The organism is Spirillospora sp. NPDC052269 (genome assembly GCF_040679435.1).
Lineage (GTDB): Bacteria > Actinomycetota > Actinomycetes > Streptosporangiales > Streptosporangiaceae > Spirillospora.
Map to the genome: position 1 here is coordinate 253563 of NZ_JBFAUU010000008.1, position 14727 is coordinate 268289.

Below are 14727 nucleotides of genomic sequence, written 5' to 3' on the forward strand. Positions count from 1 at the left end.
GTCCTGACGGGCCCCTGTTTTCGTGTGCGCGGAGGTGCGTCAGCGAAAAAGGCGAGGGAGACGACTTCCCCCTCCATTTTCAATCTATAGCGCAACCGGGGGCTTGCGGCAAGACCGGGGGCATGCCTCAGAATCTCTCGCTGAAGCCAGTACCTGCGAAAACGGGATCAGTGAAAAGCGTTCAGTCCAAGGGCGGACGCGTCGCCGACCCCGTGTTCCGGGCTGGCCGAACAACAATCAGCGAGCAGGGGGATTCATGGTCGACGTGATCATTGTCGGCGGCGGGCCGACCGGACTGATGCTGGCCGCCGAGCTGCGCCTCCACGGGGTGAGCGTGCTCGTCGTGGAACGGGACGCCGAGCCGCTGCCGAACGTCCGCGCGCTCGGTCTCCACGTCCGGAGCATCGAGGTGATGGACCAGCGCGGCCTGCTCGAGCGCTTCCTCGCCGAGGGGAAGAAGCACCCGCTCGGCGGCGGCTTCTTCGCCGGTCTCGCCAAGCGTTCGCCGGTGGGGCTCGACACCGCGCACGGCTACGTCCTCGGCATCCCGCAGATCATCACCGAGCGCCTGCTGGCCGAGCACGCCGCGGAGCTGGGCGCCGAGGTGCGGCGCGGCAGCGGGCTGGTCGGGCTGAGCCAGGACGGCGACGGGGTGACCGCCGAACTGACCGACGGCACGCGGGCGCGGGCGCGGTACCTCGTCGGCTGCGACGGCGGCCGCAGCACGGTGCGCAAGCTCCTCGGCATCGGCTTCCCGGGCGAGCCCGCCAGCAAGGAGACGCTGCTGGGCGAGATGGGAGTGACCGCGGACCCGGCGACGATCAACGCCGCCGTCACCGAGATCCGCAAGACCGAGCTGTTCTTCTCCGCCATGCCCCTCGGGGACGGGGTGTCCCGCTTCGTCGTCCCCGCCGCCGGGGTGGCCGAGGACAGCGCGGGCCCGCCGACCATCGAGGACTTCCGGCGGCAGCTGACGGCGTACGCCGGAACCGACTTCGGCGTTCACTCGCCACGCTGGCTGTCCCGGTTCGGCGACGCGACCCGGCAGGCCGAGCGCTACCGGTCCGGGCGGGTGCTGATCGCCGGGGACGCGGCGCACGTCCACCCGCCGATGGGCGGACAGGGACTCAACCTCGGCGTCCAGGACGCGTTCAACCTCGGCTGGAAGCTCGCGGCCGAGATCGACGGCTGGGCCCCGGACGGGCTGCTGGACACCTACGAGGCCGAGCGCCACCCGGTCGCCGCCGAGGTACTGGTCAACACCCGCGCGCAGGCCGTCCTGATGGCGAACGAGCCGGGCCCGCTCGCGGTGCGGCGGCTGATGTCGGAGCTGATGGACTTCGAGGAGGTGAACCGGTTCCTGATGGAGAAGATCACCGCGCTGAACGTCCGCTACGACTTCGGCGAGGGGCACGACCTGCTCGGACGCCGGATGCGGGACGTCGAACTGAAGCGGGGCCGCCTCTACGAACTGACGCGCGGCGGCCGCGGCCTGCTCCTCGACCAGACCGGCGGACTGTCGGTGGACGGCTGGACGGACCGGGTCGACCACGTCGTCGACACCGGCGCCGACCTGGATCGCCTGGACGCGCCCGCCGTCCTGCTCCGTCCGGACGGCCACGTCGCATGGGTGGGCGACGACCAGGACGACCTGCGCGCCCACCTTCCCCGTTGGTTCGGCGCCCCGTCCGACGCCTGACAGTGTGAACGCGCCGGGTGGGCGCGGGTCCCTGTCGCAGCCTGCGCCCACCCCGGGGGATCAGCTCTCGCGGATCGCCTGGGCGAGTTCGGATTCGTCCCATATCCGCAGGACGCCGTCGCTTCCGCCGGTGACGAGCACGGGACGGCCGTCCATGATCGCCGCCCGCAGAGCCGTCACGGAGTGGCCGGGGGTGGGGACATGACCGACCGTGGTGCCGTCGGCAGCATCCAGAAGATGCAGGGAGGCATCGGACGGGTGCACCACGAGGGGACGGCCGTCGACGTGCATCACCTCCATCATGTCGTCGGCGCCGTCGAGCTGGACGGGGCCGTACAGGGGAGGCCCGTCGGGGTCGTCGGCGTCGAGGGACCAGGCGTAGAGCCCGCGTTCCTCGGTCAGCCCGATGATCGCCGTGCCCTGCTCCAGTCCGCAGGCCGCGACGGCCCACACTCTCGCGTCGTCCATGTCGTCCGGGGAGAAGTCGCCGAGCTCGGCGAGTGTCTCCGCGTCCCACACGGTGACGCCCGATCCACCCGCGAGAATCAGGGTCCGGTCGGCGATCCGCGCCGTGCCGAGACAGAACACCTCGCTGACTTCGTCGAGGAGGGTGTCGGTGCCGTCGAGCGACCAGAGGCGTACCTCCTCGGAGTACTGCTGGGCGGTGACGAACCTGTCGTCCAGCGCGACGATGTCGGCGGTGTACGCGCCACAGGACGGAGTGCGGGCCACGAGTTCACCGCTGCCCAGATCCCAAACGGCGGGTTCCTGCTCGTCACCGCCCGCCGCCAGCACCAGCCTGCCTCCACCGGACACGGCGGCGACCTTGCTGAACTCGTTGTGCGCGTCGGGGTAGTTGGCGAAGGCCGGGTTCTCCGCATGCGCGAACGCCAGCCGAGGGGATGTCCATTCCCCGGTGGAGGGCGACCACGTGAAGACGGAGCCCCACTTCTCGGCGCAGACGACCCTCGTGATGCCCTCGTGTCGCACGACCCAGAGGTGACAGATCGGAGAGTCGGCGGGAATCGGTTCACTCGTCATCATCAGCTTGGTCCTCGACTGCTCGTCGTCGCCCGCTGCCCGCCGCCGGGAGCGGCTTTCATCGGCGGGGCAGCGTCATGATCATTTCGCGGGATCGTAGCGACCGGCCTGCGGCCTTGGCCCGGATTCAGGGGAATCGTTCAGGCGATGCCGGGGGAGGGTGGGGTGGGCGGATGTCCGGAGACGTCCGGGATCTTGCCTTCGGGACTGCCCGATCCGCCCCTGACGTGGCGCGGGATTTCCGGGAGGCTCCAAGGGGATCAGTGTCGGCGATCGGAGCGGGGCGGTCATGGGGGAACAGCGGCAGGCGTGGCAGAACCGGCCTGGCCGGGCGCAGGCGGAGGCCGCCGCGAGGCCTCATCGCCCGGTGGCGCCCGCTGCCGCTCCCGCACTCACCCCCGGGATGGGCCCCGACGCGTTCGGCGCGCTCCAGCACAGCGCCGGCAACCGCGCGGTCACCACCTTCGTCCAACGCGCCAACGCAGGCGGGAACGCGCAGGGTGAGGAGAAGGAACGGACGCAGGCGGTCAACGCTCGCGTGATCATCCAGCCCTGGTACGCCTCGGGCGACCAGTTCGGAATCGCCGCCACACTGATCGACGACCCCGAAAAGCACGTCTACATCACCCACGGGCACGACGAGCGGCAGGAGAGCGCCGCCAGGAATGTGGCGAAGTTCTACGAGGATTCGGGCATCGCTTCCGTCCGGGTCCACGTCGTCGAAGCCGTCAAGCAGGGTGACGCCAAGAAACAGGCCAAGAAGGACGCCAAGGAGCGGGGCGCGGACGTCTCCAACTCGGAGATCCAGCCGCTCGGCACCGGCACGACCTACGTCGGCGCCAAGTTCTCGGACGAGATGCGGGGGAAGGTCCGCGAGGCCTGGAAGCTGAACGGCGACCAGAAGACCGCCCACGAGAAGGACCGGAAGGTCGAGGAGTGGCTCGGCGCGAAGGGGGTCGACGCGGCGGGCAGGAACATCGCGATCCTGTGGTCCAGGTTCAGCGGCAAGAGTGGCGAGGTCCATCTCGAGCATGACACCGGCTACCTGGGCATCGCCCAGATCATCGCCGGTCTCTCCTCCCTCGACCTCGTCCTGATCGTCGGGGACGCCGCCCCGAAGAACAAGAAGCAGGCCGCCGGGCGGGCCCCGAAGTACGACGCGATCGCGGCCGCCTACAACGGCACGGACGAGGGGAAGGGCGACGAGAAGGGCGGCAAGGTGAAGGTGCCCGGCTTCGGCGCCAAGGTCGTGAACCTCACCGGCTTCTGGAACGACCCGGGGTTCAAGGAGTGGGGCGGTGAATCACGCACCGGACAGTTCCTGCTCTTCGACTACCTGAACCGGCACGCGGCCGCCGCCCGTCACCTGGGATTCCGGAGCGGGAACCTGGAGGCGATGGCACTGATGGGCTTCACCGTCCGGTACATGGAGGAGCCGGGAAGCATCGGTGGCGATCGCATGGAGAAGTGGCATGCCCATCCGCAGGGCAGCGGTGAGACCAGGGGCGGAGGAACCGCGCCAGGGTACGAACGCCTTGCGGTCGAATTCCCGCCCACGCGTTCGGGTCGCCGCCAGAGGGCCCTTCCAGAAGAGGTTCGCGAAAAAGTGCAGAAGAACGCGCAGTGGTACCAGGACCGTCTGGAACAGAACCCGGAAGACCGGGAGGCCAAGTCCGGCCTGAAGGGCTTCAGCGACAAGGACCTCGCCGACATCGACGCCTACCTGCTCGGCCAGGGCACGAGGTAGCGCAGACGACCGGAACGCAGGGGGTGAGCTGACGGGTGGCACTGCTGTCGATATCTCCGGAAAGCGGTTTGTCGGCGTGGTGGGGCCGCTCGTGGGCGGGGCCCTGTTCACGGCCGTCGGAATCTGGCTGCTGGCCACCGGCCGTTGGGCCCGTCCCGGCGGCATTCCGGGGCCGCGTCCACTTCGCCGAGGGATTTTGATCTCGCGGGCCGCTTCGCTGGGACCGAGAGGTCGCGGGGCGTCAGGCGGGGGCGGCGAGTAGCGCCTCGGCGATCTCCGTTCGGGCGTAGAGGACGTAGCGGCCCGTCCGGTGCGCCGAGACGAGCCCGGCGTCGCGCAGGGCGGTGAGGTGCTGGGACGTGCCGCCCGCCGAGAGCCCGGCGCGGAGGGCAAGGTCGCCGGTGGGGGCCGGTTCGTCCAGGAGGGCGAGCAGGCGGGCGCGGGAGCGGCCGAGGATGCCCGCGAGCGCGGCCGGCGCGTCCCGCTCAGAGTGCTCCCAGAGCGTCCCGACGCCGCGCGCCGGGTAGCGCAGCAGCGGCTGCCAGCCGGGTTTGGTCATCGAGAAGAGCTTGGGCCAGGTGAACGCGGACGGGACGAGCAGCAGCCCGCGTCCGTCCAGCGGAACCGTGCCGGGACGGGCGCGGGGCACGTTCAGCTGGTCGCCCATCCACGTGACGCCCGGACTGAGGTCGGCGAACAGGCGGTGCGCGCCGCCGGAGGCGAGCAGCCGCGCGCGGTAGAGGATGTCGCCGTCCAGCAGTGCCCGGACGCGCGGCCAGTAGGGCGCGAGCGCGACGTCCCAGAACTCCGCGACGGTCTCGGCGAGCCGGTCGAGCCCCGCCTGCGGGTCGGGGTCGGGCGGGAGGCCGAGCGTCGCACGGTCCTCGACGACCCTGTCGTGCGGCTGGAGGCGCAGGGCGGCGAGTTCCAGCTCGAGATCGGGGGCGGGCGAGGTCGGCGGCGGGCACGCGAACGCGGCGATCAGCCGAGGCCCGATCAGTTCCGACAGCGGTTCCAGGCGCGTTCCGGCGGCGTCCAGCCGTGGCCGGACGGTCTCGGCCCACCGGCGGTGCAGCGGGTGCTCGGCCGGGTACTTGAGCGTCCGGACGGCCGCCACCGTCTCCCACAGCGGTGAGATGGCGAACCGGGTGTAGGCGAGGTCGTCGGCGGTGAAGGTCAGTTCGAGCACGCGGATCCCTTCTGGATTCGGTCCAGACTAAATCCATCGAGGCGGATTGCGGTCATCCGCGAGGGTTCCGGGCATGACAACCCTCACCCGCGATGTGCGGCGGCCCGTCCTTGGAAACCGGGACTTCCGGCTGCTGTTCACCGCGGCCGCCGCTTCCAAGATGAGCACGCAACTCGGCACGCTCGCCGTCCCGCTGCTCGCGCAGACCGCCCTGCACGCCGGTCCCGGCCAGGTCGGACTGCTCGCCGCGCTGAGCACCGCGGCGTTCCTGCTGGTCGGGCTCCCGGCCGGGCCCTGGGTGGACCGGATGCGCAAGCGGCCCGTCCTGGTCGCCGCCGATCTCGTCCGGGCCGTGCTGGTCGGGTCCGTCCCGGCCGCGTGGGCGCTCGGCGTGCTCACCCTGCCGCAGCTGTACGCGGTGACACTGCTCACCGGCGTCGCGACCGTGTTCTTCGACGTCGCGCACCTCAGCGTGCTGCCCGCCCTGGTCGGACGGGACCGGCTGGTGGCGGCCAACTCCGCGCTCGCTGGCCTCAACACCGTCGCGGACGTCTCGGGACGCGGGATCGGCGGCTTCGTCGTCCAGGGGCTCGGCGCGCCCTTCGCCGTCCTGGCGGACGCGGTCGGCTACCTGTGGTCGGCGTGCTTCCTGCGGAACCTGCGTCCCGCCGAACCCGACCGTCCCGCCGGACGCGGCGGCATGGGAGAGGGCCTGCGATTCGTCCTCGGGCATCCGATCCTGCGTCCGGCGGCGCTGGAGGGCGCGCTCACCAACCTCAGCATCCAGATGTGCCAGGTGGCGTTCCTGGTCCTGTTCATCACCGAACTGCGCTTGCCCGCCGGGGTCCTGGGCTTGTTCCTGGCGGCGGGCGGCGTGGGCGCGTTCCTCGGCTCGATCGCCGCTCCCGTCCTCGCCCGGCACCTCGGCGTCGGCCGCGCCCTGTGGCTCGCCGGAATCGCGGTCGCCCCCTTCGCGCCGCTCGCAGCTTTCGTCCAGCACGGCCCGCTGCTCTGGGTGGCGGGCCTCGGCTGGACGGTGAGTCTGTTCAAGGTGGGTGTCGACAACGTCCTGCTGGTCAGCTTCCGCCAGAACGTCACCCCGGACGGGATGCTCGGCCGCATGAACGCCACCTTCCGCTTCCTCCTCACCGGCGCCCTCGCCTTGGGTGGCGCCCTCGGCGGCCTCGTCGGCCAGTACGCGGGCGTGCGCGCCGTCCTCTGGCTCGGCGTCACCGGCCTGACCCTCCGCTGGCTGATCACCTTCTTCTCCCGGGTCCGCCGGATCACGTCGATGACCGAAGCCGCCTGACCCGTCACCGTGAACGGAAGCAATCGGTCACGGTCCAGCGGGAGGCCGTGACCGCTCCGGACTACTCGCTTATGAGGACTGCCGGCTCTTCCAACGGCTCACCCGGCTCCGATTCCGTCTGTGCGCGCTCGTAGTCGTATTGCATGCCGATACCGAGGGTGCTCTGTGCCGGAAGGAGGCCGGCGCCGACGATGTCGAGCACCAACGGGACGAGCAGCTCGGCCAGCCGGGCCATCTCGTCGGCTTCGAGCGCGTCCCAGGGAGCGGCGGCGAGCTCGTCGGTGAGCTTCTCGACGGCGGTACGCACCCGAAGACCTGTTTCCGTGGCCCTGCCATCGGTCTCAACCAGGCCGCGGGCGGCGAGGCGTTCGCGAGCGGCGGCCCACTCCCTGTCGGTCCACTGCCTGCTGCCGAAGACCTCTTCCGGCGCGGCGCCGACGGCGGCGTGCGAGACCAGGGACTCGGCAGGGCCGAGTCCGTGAGCCTGGAGGGCGGCGATGTGGCCGTCGCCGCGGTGCTCGCGCAGGATGGTGGCGGCCTGCCAGAGCACCACATGCGGCTCATCGGACCAGGGCAGCGCGGCGTTCGCGGCGGCCATGGGACGGCCTGCCGTGTCCGCCGCCTCGGCGACTCGGTGGGCCAGTTCCGCGGCCTCCCGCAGCTCTGGCGAGCCGATCCGGTCACCGAACAGCTTCCGCAGCGCACGGTCCACTGCGGTACTGCGGGCCTCCAGTACCTGCTCGGGGCCGGCGATCCGCCAGGCGGGTGCGGTGTGACGCTCCACCATCTGAGGGCTGAGGCTGTAGAAGAGGGCGTTCACCAGCTGCGGGCCGACGGGACCGAGCGGCGCGGCACGGTAGGCGAAGTAGCTGGGCCAGCGCTCGTCCGTGGCGTAGCCCAGGGCCGTGGCCTCCTCGAATGCCTCCGGCGCGTAGTAGAGGGTGGCGTGCACCGGCTCCAACAGCTGCCACATCTGCCGGACCATGCTGAGACTGTGCGTCATGTCGCTTCCTTCGGTGTCACGGTCACGCGGCCAACAAACTTGCCACTGACTAGATTGCATGCCTCTCCAGATCTTGTCAATGACAAGATCTGGAGAGGCCGCTGTCCACGGTCGTGGCATCGACCCACCACCACAGAGATCTGCCCGCCGAAGCGCTCGAGCCGTGGATGTCGCCCGCGGTTCCCGCGGATGATCCGGACGAGGCGGTGCGGTGGTCCGGTTGAAGGGGCTGCGGTACCTGGAGGTGACCCGGGAGCGGTGGCGGGAGTTGTCGAAGCTCGACGACTTGCCGCCGCTGGCCATCGTCGGCGTCCATCCGGACCGTCCCGACCGCAGTTCCTCGCTCTGGACGACCTGGGACACCGTCTACGGTAGGCCGCCGACTGAATAAGGGCTCGTCGTCCTGTCTCCCGGGTCCCCAAGCCCGGGAGACAGGACGCGGTCAGGGGCGGGGGATGGCGACGGCGTCGTAGGGGGTGGTGGGCGTCGCCGTCGTGTCGAAGCGGGCGTTGGTGAGGTAGAGGCGGGAGCCGAACTCGGCCATGGTCGCCGGGACGTCGAACAGGGGCGAGCCGACCCGCTTGACCACCTGGCCGTCCGTCCCGGCCTTGTTCAGGTGCAGGACGGTCACCGTGTTGTACATGTTCTGCACCGCGTAGAGGGTCTGACCGCGCAGGAGGAGGCCGTCGCCTTCCTTCAGGGACTCGCCGTGCAGGTTCACGCGGTGGGTCGCGCCGTTCTGGTCGACGCGGAACAGGTCGCCGGTGTTGGACTGGACGACGATCAGCGCGCGGCCGTCCGGGGTGGGGGTGATGCCGTTGGCGTTGAAGCCGTCGGCGTACTTGATGTCGCCGGTGAGCGGGATGCGCTCCGGCTTGGACGGCAGCGCTCCGCCGTTCAGGGGCAGCTTGTATAGGACGGGATTGGTGGAGTCGGTGATCCAGGCGGCTCCTTCGGTGAGGACGATGTCGTTGACGAAGGCCGGGCCGCTGGTCAGCTGGTAGGTGGCCAGGATCCTTCCGGTGTGGGTGTCGACGATCCGGGCGTCGCCGCCGGTGCCGCCGGCGACGAACAGGTGTCCGTACTTGTCGAGCTTCAGGCCGAGGGCCTGCGTGCCGGGGCCCTTGCTGAAGACGGTGCCGCGGCCGGTGCGCAGGTCGGCGCGGTAGATCGAGCCGTCGGCCATCGAGCCGACGTAGGCGAACGGGCCGGACCCGATGGCGATGCCCTCGGGCTGGAAACCGTCCGGGAGCCGGATGTCGCTGGGGAACGGCGTCGCGTCCGTGGCCTGGGCCGGAGCGGCCGTCGCACCGAGCAGACCGAGGACGAGGAGAGCCGAGATCGTCTTGCGTCGCATGATGTGTCTGTTCCTTTTCAGTGGCAGAAGGCAGGGGCGTGGTCGCGGACGAAGTCGGCGACGTCGCGCGGGGGACGGCCGAGGAGTTCGGCGACGGTGTCGGTGGTGAAGTCGCCCCAGCCGGAGGTGTAGGCCTGCGCGTATTCCTCGAGCATGTCGACGATCCAGGACGGGACGCCGTAGCCGAGCAGGGCCTCGCGCTTGGCGCCGTCGCTGACGGGCTGGTAGCCGACGGGGCGGTCGAGCGCGGCGGTGAACCGGTCGGCGACCTCGTCGAACGTCAGCGAGCGGGGGCCGGTGAGGGTGTAGGTGCGGCCGTGGTGCTCGTCGGGGTCGTCCAGGAGGACCCGGGCGGCGCACTCGGCGATGTCGCGGGCGTCGATCATTCCGAGCCGGGCCTCCGCCATGTTCAGCGAGAACGCGTCGTCACCGGCCACATCGCCCGCCTCATTCAACAAGTTCTGCATGAACCAGTGCGGGCGCAGGATCGTCCAGCGCATGCCGCAGTGCTCGACCTCGCGGTCCGACAGCGCGTGCAGCCGGGCGCTGCGGGACGGCGCGTCGTGGGCCGCGCCGACGACCGACAGCCGGACGACGCGTTCCACGCCCGCCTCGCGCGCGGCCCACATGGCGTTCATGTTGTGCTCCGGTGTGCGCGGGCCGTTCGGGACGAGCAGCCAGAGGTCCTGGACGCCCTCGAAGGCCGCCGGAAGCGACCGGGGTCGTCGAGGTCACCGGCGAAGACCTCGACGCCCCGCTCGCGGAGCGCCTCGGCCTTGGACGGGTCGCGGACGAGCGCGCGAAGGTTCACGTCGGCGCCCTTCAGTGCGTCCATCAGTGCGGTGGACACGGTGCCGGTGGCTCCGGTGAGGAGGATGGTGCGCGTCATGTCGTTTCTCCTTGTCAGGTGGTCGAGGTGGCGGGCGTCCGGTCATGGGCCGGTTCGACCGGGTCCTTGGCGGTCGTCCGCCCGGTGGTGAGGCGTTCGAGGATCCAGAGCAGGACGGTCCCCGCCAACAGGACGGCGCCCAGGGCGGACACGCTGCTCCAGCCGCCGTGCGCCCAGGCGAACGAGGTCAGCGCGGAACCCGCCGCGCCGCCGAGGAACAGCGTCGTCACGAAGGCGGAGTTGATGCGGTTGCGGGCCTCGGGCCGCAGCCCGAACAGGACGTTCTGGGTGCTGTTCAGCACCGCCTGATGGGCCAGGTCGAGGACGACCACGCCGGTGAGCAGCCAGAACAGCGAGTGGGCCCCGGCTGCGGACGCCGCCCACGACGCCACCAGCAGGAGCGTCCCCGCTCCGGTCACGACCTGCACGAGCCCGCGGTCGGCGAGGCGTCCGGCGAACGTGGCGGTGAGCGCGCCGACGACGCCGAGCAGTCCCACCGACCCGATGGACGACTCGGACCAGCCGTACGACGGCCCCGAGAGCAGGAACGTCACGGCCGTCCACAGGACGCTGAACGAGGCCAGGCTCAGGGCGCCGATGCCCGCACGCCACCGCAGCAGCGGCTCGAGCCGGAACATCGAGACGGTGGAACGCAGCAGACCGGGATAGGTGAGGCTTCGGTCGCGCCCGCCGAGGCGGGGCAGGAAGAGGCGGAGCAGGACGGCCATCACGGCCATCGCCACCGCGTCCACCCAGTAGACCGTCCGCCAGCCGCCGAGACCCGCGAGCGTGCCGGACGCGGTGCGCGCCACGAGCAGGCCGAGCATCAGGCCGGTCATCACCGTCCCGACCACCTTGCCCCGCTCGGCCGGGTTGGCGAGCGCCGCCGCGAACGGCACGACCACCTGTGCTCCGACCGAGGTCAGCGCGGTCAGGGCCGTCCCGGCGAGCAGGACCGTGCCGTTGGGCGCGGTCGCCGACACCAGCAGGAACACCGCCGTCGCCGCGTACAGGGTCACCGCGAGCCGACGCCGTTCCATCAGGTCGCCCAGTGGGACCAGCAGCATGAGGCCCAGCGCGTATCCGACCTGCGCGGCGGTGACCAGCAGCGTCGCTTGGGTGGAGCCGAGGTGCAGCTCGCGGCCGATCAGGTCGAGCAGTGGCTGTGCGAAGTAGTTGCCTGCGGCGGCCAGTCCGGTCGCCGTCGCCATGAGCACCAGCAGCCCGCGCGACAGCCCGCCGTCCTCGGGATGAGAGCTCGTCGTCATGCGTCCAGCCTGGGGCCAGGATGATCAATGAGTCCAACACATGTTTGTCATGGACATCGATCGTGATCCACGATGGTTCCGTGGAGCTCCAGCAGATGCGCTACGTCGTCGCCGTCGCCGAGACGGGCACCTTCACCCGCGCCGCCGAGCAGTGCATGGTCGTGCAGTCCGCGCTCAGCCACCAGATCGCGCGGCTGGAACGGGAGCTCGGCGCGAAGCTGTTCGACCGCACGAGCCGCCGCGTCCGGCTGACCCCGGCGGGGGAGGCGTTCCTGCCCGCGGCGCGGCTGTCCCTGGACGCGGCGGAACGCGCGAAGGCCGAGGTGGCGGCGGCGTCCGGCGAGGTCCGCGGGCAGATCTCCATCGGGGCCATCCCGACCGTCACGGCGGTGGACCTGCCAGGCGTCCTGGAGCGGTTCCACGCGCGCCACCCGCAGGTGAGGATCAGCCTGCGCTCGGGCGCGAGCGAGGAACTGGCCGAACGCGTGCGCGTGGGCACCCTCGACGTCGCGTTCCTGGGGATTCCGGTGGGCGCCCGCCCGAAGGACGTGCACGGACGTGAGCTGGCGCGCGGTGAGCTCGTCGCCGTCGTGGCGTCCGGTCACGCGCTCGCCGGGCGGGACCGTGTGGACCTGCGCGACCTGGCGGACGAGCCGTTCGTCGACTTCCCGCCGGGGTCGGCCGCGCGGGCGCAGACGGACGAGGCGTTCACGGCGGCGGGCGTGCGACGCGAGGTCGGCTTCGAGATCTCCACGGCGGACTTCATGACCCGGCTCATCCGGCAGGGCCTCGGCATCGGGCTGATGCCCGCGTCGTTCGTCTCCGAGCTCTCCGACCTGGCCGTTCTCCAGATCCGGGACGCTCCCACGCGCATGGAACACCTCGTGTGGAGCCGGTTCCCGCCGTCACCGGCCGCCAAGGCGTTCCTGGCCGAGCTCGGCGTCTCGGCCGCGGACGCCGAGTAGCGCTACCTGCCGGTGCCGGATGCGAACCGCTGGGCGACGCCCTGCAGGACGCATTCCAGCCCGACGGTGAAGTCGTCGTCGCGGACGGCCCGGGTGTCCTGCTCCCTTCGTTCCGCGTAGATCCTGTGCAGGCGGGGGTAGGCACGGGTGGCCTCTTCGGCGGCGGGCAGCAGGCTCTCGGCCCACTCCGCCTGCGTCCGGCCGCTGCGCGCGAGCGTGCGCAGGGTGGCGGATTCGCTGGTGGAGACGCCGACGACGTAGGCGATCACGGTGTGCACCGCCTGTTCGGCCGCCGCGAGCTCGAGACCGCCGTCCTCGAGGACGGCGAGGAGGGACTCCATCAGGCGGAGCACGTTGGGGCCGAGGTAGGCCAGGCCGGTCTCACCCAGGACCGAGACGGCCCAGGGGTGGCGCAGGAACGCGGCGCGCAGGCTGCGCGCGCACCGGGACATCGCGTCCTGCCAGTCCGCCGGATCGTCCGGGACGGGGAGCTCGATCTCGCCGTAGACCTCGTCCACGACCAGTTCGAGCAGCTCGTCCTTGTTGGCGACGTGCGTGTACATCGAGGTGGCGCCCGCGTTCAGGCGGGTGCCGAGCTTGCGCATGCTCAGCGCGTCGATGCCCTCGGCGTCCAGCAGTTCCAGCGCCGCCGCGACGATCTGCTCGCGGCTCAGCGCGGGCTGCTCGCGCCGCTGCGGCCGCGGCCGCGTCCACACCGACGGGATCGGCCGGCCTTCGGTCGCCATGCGGCCCTCCTCCTCATGCCCCGGACGTTTACCGGACAGTGTACGGATTGCGCACACCGTACGGTGAACGTACGGTGTGCGGAGCACCGAACAGTGTGCGGAGACGGCTGGACGAAAGGGATACTCATGTCGTTCGACATCGACCAGTGGCAGGGCAGGCTCGACGAACTGCGCGCGAAGCACCACGTGCCCGGGGCAACGCTGGCCGTCCTGTCCGGCGATTCCATCCACGAACTGGCGAGCGGGCTGCTGCACCGGGGGACGGGAGTGGAGGCGACGCCCGACGCGGTGTTCCTGGCCGGATCGCTCGCCAAGACCTACACCGCGACGCTCGTGATGCGACTGGTCGACTCCGGCGTCCTCGACCTGGACGCGCCGGCGGCGAGCGTCCTGCCGGAGTTCGCGACGCCCGACGCCGAGGCCACCGAGAAGGTCACGATCCGGCGGCTGCTGTCCCACACCGGCGGGATGACCAACGACTTCACCCACGACACCGGACGCGGCGACGACTGCCTCGCCAAGTACGTCGAGGCACTCCGGGACGTGCCGCTCGACTGCCCGCCCGGGACGGTCCTGTCCTACGGCAGCTCGGGGTACGTCGTGCTGGGGCGGATCGTCGAGAAGCTGACCGGGCGAACCTGGGACCAGGCGCTGCGGGAGCTGGTGCTCGCGCCGCTCGGGCTGGAGCACTCGGTGACGCTGCCCGAGGAGGCGCTGCGCTTCCGCACGGCGATGGGACACCTGGGCGATCCCGGGACCGAGCCCGTCCCGGCGCCGGTCTGGGACGTGATGCCGCGCTCGGCCGGTCCGTACGGCCGGGTCATCGTTTCCGCGGGTGACGTGGTCCGCTTCGCGCGGATGCACATGGCCGGGGGCGTCGCCCCGGACGGCACGCGCGTCCTGTCGGCCGAGGCCGCGGCGCTGATGCGGCGCCGCGTGGCCGACAGTCCGGACAAGTGGTCCATGTCGGCGGACGGCTGGGGTCTCGGCTGGGCGCTGTACGACTGGGACGGCGTCCCCGGCTACGGACACGACGGCAACGCCGGGACACAGCAGTCGTACCTGCGGGTCGTCCCGGAGGCCGGGGTCGCCGTCGCACTCCTCACCAACGGAGGCGACTTCGAACACCTCTACCAGGACCTGTTCGCCGAGTTGCTGGACGAGCTGGCGGGCGTGCGCATGCCGCCGCCCTTCGCGCCGCCGGAGAACCCGCCCGTGGTCGACATGGCGCCGTGGCTCGGCGTCTACGCACGTGAGGGCGTCGTCACGACCATCACCCAGGACGCGAACGGCGCGCGCGTCAGCTACGAGTTCGTCGGCGGGATGAGGGAGATCGTCGAGTCCATGGGCTTCTCACCCCGCATTGAGGGCGACCTGACGCCGCTGTCGCCGACGGTCTTCGCGGCGAGCGGCCTGTTCGGGCACGACTACATGCCGGTGGTGTTCTCCGCGCTGCCCGACGGGACGCCCTGCGTCCACGTCAGCATGCGAGCCGCGCCGAAGACCGGCTGAGA

The 14727-nt window shown here is 71.1% G+C and carries 12 protein-coding genes and 1 pseudogene; 6 read left to right on the plus strand and 7 right to left on the minus strand.

The window, feature by feature from the left end:
* Positions 1-256 precede the first annotated feature (256 nt).
* Positions 257-1699 carry a rifampin monooxygenase gene (rox, locus tag AB0L06_RS19445; RefSeq protein ID WP_500232409.1) on the plus strand — a complete coding sequence of 481 codons (1443 nt, stop codon included), beginning with the start codon at positions 257-259 and terminating at the stop codon, positions 1697-1699.
* A gap of 60 nt (positions 1700-1759) precedes the next feature.
* Here the strand turns inward: rox and AB0L06_RS19450 are convergent, their stop codons facing one another.
* Entirely contained in the window at positions 1760-2689 is a 930-nt protein-coding gene (locus AB0L06_RS19450) for a WD40 repeat domain-containing protein (protein ID WP_500232410.1), read from the minus strand.
* A 418-nt stretch (positions 2690-3107) separates the two neighbouring features.
* Between AB0L06_RS19450 and AB0L06_RS19455 the strand changes: the two genes are divergently transcribed.
* Positions 3108-4487, plus strand: a complete 1380-nt coding sequence (locus AB0L06_RS19455; protein WP_500232411.1) for a hypothetical protein — start codon at positions 3108-3110, stop codon at positions 4485-4487.
* A 241-nt stretch (positions 4488-4728) separates the two neighbouring features.
* Here AB0L06_RS19455 and AB0L06_RS19460 read toward each other — a convergent pair whose 3' ends face one another.
* The gene (locus AB0L06_RS19460) at positions 4729-5676 is read right to left on the minus strand and encodes an ArsR/SmtB family transcription factor (protein WP_500232412.1); all 948 of its coding nucleotides are present in this window, start codon (positions 5674-5676) and stop codon (positions 4729-4731) included.
* Between the two features lie 73 nt (positions 5677-5749).
* On the opposite strand from AB0L06_RS19460, the gene AB0L06_RS19465 reads away from it, so the two are divergent.
* Complete coding sequence (locus AB0L06_RS19465; protein WP_500232413.1) at positions 5750-6985, plus strand: MFS transporter; 1236 nt, start codon at positions 5750-5752, stop codon at positions 6983-6985.
* A 61-nt stretch (positions 6986-7046) separates the two neighbouring features.
* On the opposite strand, the gene AB0L06_RS19470 is transcribed toward AB0L06_RS19465, so the two are convergent.
* On the minus strand, positions 7047-7988 hold the full coding sequence (locus tag AB0L06_RS19470; RefSeq protein WP_500232414.1) for an SCO6745 family protein: 942 nt from the start codon (positions 7986-7988) through the stop codon (positions 7047-7049).
* 211 nt (positions 7989-8199) lie between these two features.
* Between AB0L06_RS19470 and AB0L06_RS19475 the strand changes: the two genes are divergently transcribed.
* The gene (locus AB0L06_RS19475; protein ID WP_500232415.1) at positions 8200-8379 is read left to right on the plus strand and encodes a hypothetical protein; all 180 of its coding nucleotides are present in this window, start codon (positions 8200-8202) and stop codon (positions 8377-8379) included.
* 51 nt (positions 8380-8430) lie between these two features.
* On the opposite strand, the gene AB0L06_RS19480 is transcribed toward AB0L06_RS19475, so the two are convergent.
* From AB0L06_RS19480 to AB0L06_RS19490, 3 genes and pseudogenes are all read right to left on the minus strand, one after another.
* Positions 8431-9345 carry an SMP-30/gluconolactonase/LRE family protein gene (locus AB0L06_RS19480; RefSeq protein ID WP_500232416.1) on the minus strand — a complete coding sequence of 305 codons (915 nt, stop codon included), beginning with the start codon at positions 9343-9345 and terminating at the stop codon, positions 8431-8433.
* 17 nt (positions 9346-9362) lie between these two features.
* Positions 9363-10234 (minus strand): annotated as a pseudogene (locus AB0L06_RS19485) (SDR family oxidoreductase).
* Between the two features lie 14 nt (positions 10235-10248).
* The gene (locus tag AB0L06_RS19490) at positions 10249-11502 is read right to left on the minus strand and encodes an MFS transporter (protein WP_500232417.1); all 1254 of its coding nucleotides are present in this window, start codon (positions 11500-11502) and stop codon (positions 10249-10251) included.
* A gap of 80 nt (positions 11503-11582) precedes the next feature.
* Here AB0L06_RS19490 and AB0L06_RS19495 point away from each other — a divergent pair, with 80 nt between their 5' ends.
* The gene (locus AB0L06_RS19495) at positions 11583-12467 is read left to right on the plus strand and encodes a LysR family transcriptional regulator (RefSeq protein WP_500232418.1); all 885 of its coding nucleotides are present in this window, start codon (positions 11583-11585) and stop codon (positions 12465-12467) included.
* A 2-nt stretch (positions 12468-12469) separates the two neighbouring features.
* Here the strand turns inward: AB0L06_RS19495 and AB0L06_RS19500 are convergent, their stop codons facing one another.
* A complete protein-coding gene (locus AB0L06_RS19500) occupies positions 12470-13213 on the minus strand; it encodes a TetR/AcrR family transcriptional regulator (protein WP_500232419.1) in 744 nt (247 codons plus the stop codon).
* A gap of 126 nt (positions 13214-13339) precedes the next feature.
* Here AB0L06_RS19500 and AB0L06_RS19505 point away from each other — a divergent pair, with 126 nt between their 5' ends.
* On the plus strand, positions 13340-14725 hold the full coding sequence (locus AB0L06_RS19505) for a serine hydrolase domain-containing protein (RefSeq protein ID WP_500232420.1): 1386 nt from the start codon (positions 13340-13342) through the stop codon (positions 14723-14725).
* Positions 14726-14727 lie beyond the last annotated feature (2 nt).